Source organism: Calditrichota bacterium (genome assembly GCA_013152715.1).
In the GTDB taxonomy this organism is placed as follows: Bacteria; Zhuqueibacterota; Zhuqueibacteria; order Thermofontimicrobiales; family Thermofontimicrobiaceae; genus 4484-87.
In genome coordinates this window covers 1-3452 of sequence record JAADFU010000136.1, presented here as the reverse complement: position 1 = coordinate 3452, position 3452 = coordinate 1, and the positions used below count along the sequence as shown (strand labels likewise).

Genomic DNA, 3452 nt, shown 5'->3' with positions numbered 1-3452 from the left:
TCCGACTTTTGGCGGAAACTTTGCGCCTTCTTTGTGCACTCTGCGGATAGAGATTGAACTTATAAGACTATTTTTTTAGTGAGATCATGAATGTCAAAACTAATTATCGGATTAATACAGTTAAACATCCCCCTAAATCCCCCTTCAAAGGGGGACTTCTCAGGATTCCCCCCTTTGAAGTCGAGGATGCGCCTTTGGCGTAGGGGCAAGGGGGGATGTCAAGATTCAACCAGACTAAGTAGGTTTAAACAAGAAAAAATCTTGGAGCCTTGGAGCCTTCGAGGCTAAAAAAAATACCGGAAATAGAAATAGATTTCAGCAAAGTGAGGGACGGAAAATGAGTCAGATAAAATTTCTTGACAGCTACGCTTCAATCGGAAAATGGTGGGACAAAGATCCAGATCATCCCTGGACAGTGGAGAGAATGCTCAAGGATATGGAGCGCTGTCAAATTCACGGCGCGCTCATTTATTCAAATTTAGCAAAAGAGTTGCAGCCTTCAGTGGGAAATGAGGAAGTGATTCGCGTTTGTGAGAAACATCCCCGACTGATTCCTGCGTGGGTTGTTTTACCCGATCAATGCGGCGATGTGCCCAAGACGGCGCAATTGATTCGAGAGATTAAAGATAAAAATGTGAAAGCGGTGAAAATTTTCCCGCGTCTGCATCGCTATCCTGTGGACGAGAGGACTCTTGGCAACTTGTTTCGCGCGCTAGAAGAAGCAGAAATTCCGCTGATGATTGACAACGGTGAAGCTAATACAGATTTTGTGCAAATTTCCTGGCAGGAAGTGGGTTGGATTTGCCAGAACTATCCAAACTTGAAAGTCATTCTCCATAGCGTCCGCTGGGAGGCGACGCGTTCCTTGCTGCCGATTCTGAAAGAATTTCCCAATTTGTTCGTGGAATTTTCCAATTATCAGGCGAATCGAATCATCGATTTTCTGGTCGAGCAGGTCGGTGCAGACCAGTTGCTTTTCGGCACGCAAATGATGCTCAAAAGTCCCGGCGCAGCCAAAGCATTCATTGATTACGCTGACATTAGCGAACAGGATCGGCGGAAAATTGCCGGGGAAAACTTAATACGAATTTTGAAACTGGAGCAAATTCCCGAGGATTATCCTGATGATCGGACTGACGATAAAATTTTGATCAAAGCCCGCAGGGGCGAGCCCATCGATGACATGGAAGTCATCGACTCGCACGCGCACCATTATCCCAAAAACCATTTTGATAATGCTATTGCTTTTATGCCCAAGTCCGACGCTGCTGGAATTGTCGAGCGTAACAGGTGCATCGGCGTAAATATCACCTGTTCCAGCCCATGGGTAGGTATCTGGAGCGATTGGGAAATGGGAAATTTGAATACGCGCGATGCTATCAAAGAATTACCTGATGAATTTATTGGTTACGCTGTTTTTGATCCGCGTTATGTGAATGATTGGGAAAGTGAATTGAAAAAATGCTACGAAAAATGGGGCATGAAAGGGATGAAGCCTTATTTTCCGAGAAATCATATTCCCTACAACGATCCGGTTTATAACAGATGGTATGAGTATGGCAACAGAAAACGGCTTTTTGCGCTGATGCACTGGTCAGATAATTTTGACCAGGAAATGGATGATCTGGCAAGACGATTTCCGGAAATTTCTTTTCTGCTCGCGCATTCAGGAATGAGCTATGAGCGCGCAAAAAGGCATATTCGGCTGGCGAAGAAATTTAAAAATATCCATCTGGAAATCACTTACACTGCGGTGACCAATGGCATCATCGAATACATGGTCGATCAGGTTGGCGCAAGCCGGGTGATTTATGGTTCTGATGCTGCCATGCGCGATCCGATTCCGCAATTCGGCTGGGTCGCTTATGCGGATATTTCCGAAGAAGAAAAGCGGCTCATTCTGGGCAAGAATATGAGAAAAATTATAGATCGGGTTTTGTTGAAATAAAAATTGTTTTTTTGTCAAAACCTTTCAAAGGTTTCAAACCTTTGAAAGGTTAGCTGTTATGTTTCATGATCCCCTCCCATTAAGGAACCGGTCAGTAGTTACCGCGAACGCTCTGACCGGTTCCGGGATTAAATTTAAATTTTTATTTTGAACTTGAGGAGGAATGCATGAGAGTGAAAAATTTCCTAACTTTAATTTTAATCTGTCTCCTTTTTGCTGCTTTTATTCCGGCTAAAGCGAATTCCGCTGAGAAAGAATTTCCGTTGAATCTATTGTTTTCGCGCGCTGATGTCCCGAGAATTCTGGCGAACACAAAACGTCCATTGTTCAAAGAATTCTGGCAGGAAGAATTGAAAAAAGATTTTGCCAAAGATAAGGATTTCATGCGCGAAGCTTTTATCTACGCCATCACCGGTGACAAAAAACGCGGTCAAAATGCGAAAAAGGGGATGCTGGAGACGCTCAAATTAAAGCGCTGGGATTATTTCCTTGAAGACAACGAACGACCTCTCGGCTTCCTCATGGACGGCCGACTCACAGCATGGATGTGCTTGAGCTACGATTGGTGCTACGATTTACTGTCCAAGAAGGAGCGGAAAGAAATTTTGAAGCAAATCGCAGAGAAGGGTTGCGTGCCGCTGTATCGCTCATTGTATCGTTTTCAGAATCCTCAGACAGCCGGAAAGTGGGATTTTGACCATGACTATCCTTATCCCTTTGAAGTTCCTGATATGAGTCGATGGCCCGTGATTCTGGCACACAACAATTTTCGTTCGATAATTTCCGGCGGACTGACTCTTGCGCTTTTCACGCTTCAGGGAAAAGATCAGCGCGTTGATATCTGGCGGGAAATGGTGCTGGACAGCTATGATAAATTCCTTGCGCTTTTTACACAAGATGGCAGCTACGACGAGGGCGTTTCTTACTGCAATTATGCCATGGGATATTTGATCTACCTCGTGGAGGCGTTTCAAAGAAAAGAGGGACTCAATTTATTTGATCGAGGAAATTTTACCGGCATGATTGATTACGCACTGGCGCTTTACATGCCGCACGATCTCAAGCCGCACGGCAGCGTGAATTTCGGAGATTCAGGCAACAATTTCAGTTCATCAGTTGCGTTCTGGATCGCGCGTAACTCCCGCGATGGTCTGGCGCAATACCTGGGCGAGAATTTCGCCACAAAACATGATATTTTTTCTCTGGTTTTTTACGATCCGACGGTGAAAGCCGAGCCGCCTGTCGAGAAAAAGCTGTTTCGAAAATTGGATCTGGACTGGATTACCACGCGCACGGGTTACGGCCTTGACGATCTGGTCGTTGCCATGCGCAGCGGCAAGGCAACTAATCACGAGCACGCAGATCGAAATTCCGTGATTCTGAAAGCTTACGGCGAAGTTTTGTTGGCGGATCACAAACGTCCGACCTACGATCCCAATAATCCCGGCTGGTTGCTTCGTCGGGCGGAATCGCACAACACAGTGCTGATTGACGGAAAAAGTCA

Annotated in this window: 2 protein-coding genes; both read left to right on the top strand. The window is 45.5% G+C overall.

Annotated features, from left to right (window positions below; translation table 11 throughout):
- The first annotated feature begins 337 nt into the window (after window positions 1-337).
- Complete coding sequence (locus tag GXO74_11030; protein ID NOZ62206.1) at window positions 338-1948, top strand: amidohydrolase family protein; 1611 nt, start codon at window positions 338-340, stop codon at window positions 1946-1948.
- Window positions 1949-2115: 167 nt separating this feature from the next.
- A partial coding sequence (locus GXO74_11025; GenBank protein NOZ62205.1) for a hypothetical protein occupies window positions 2116-3452 on the top strand: 1337 nt, incomplete at its 3' end.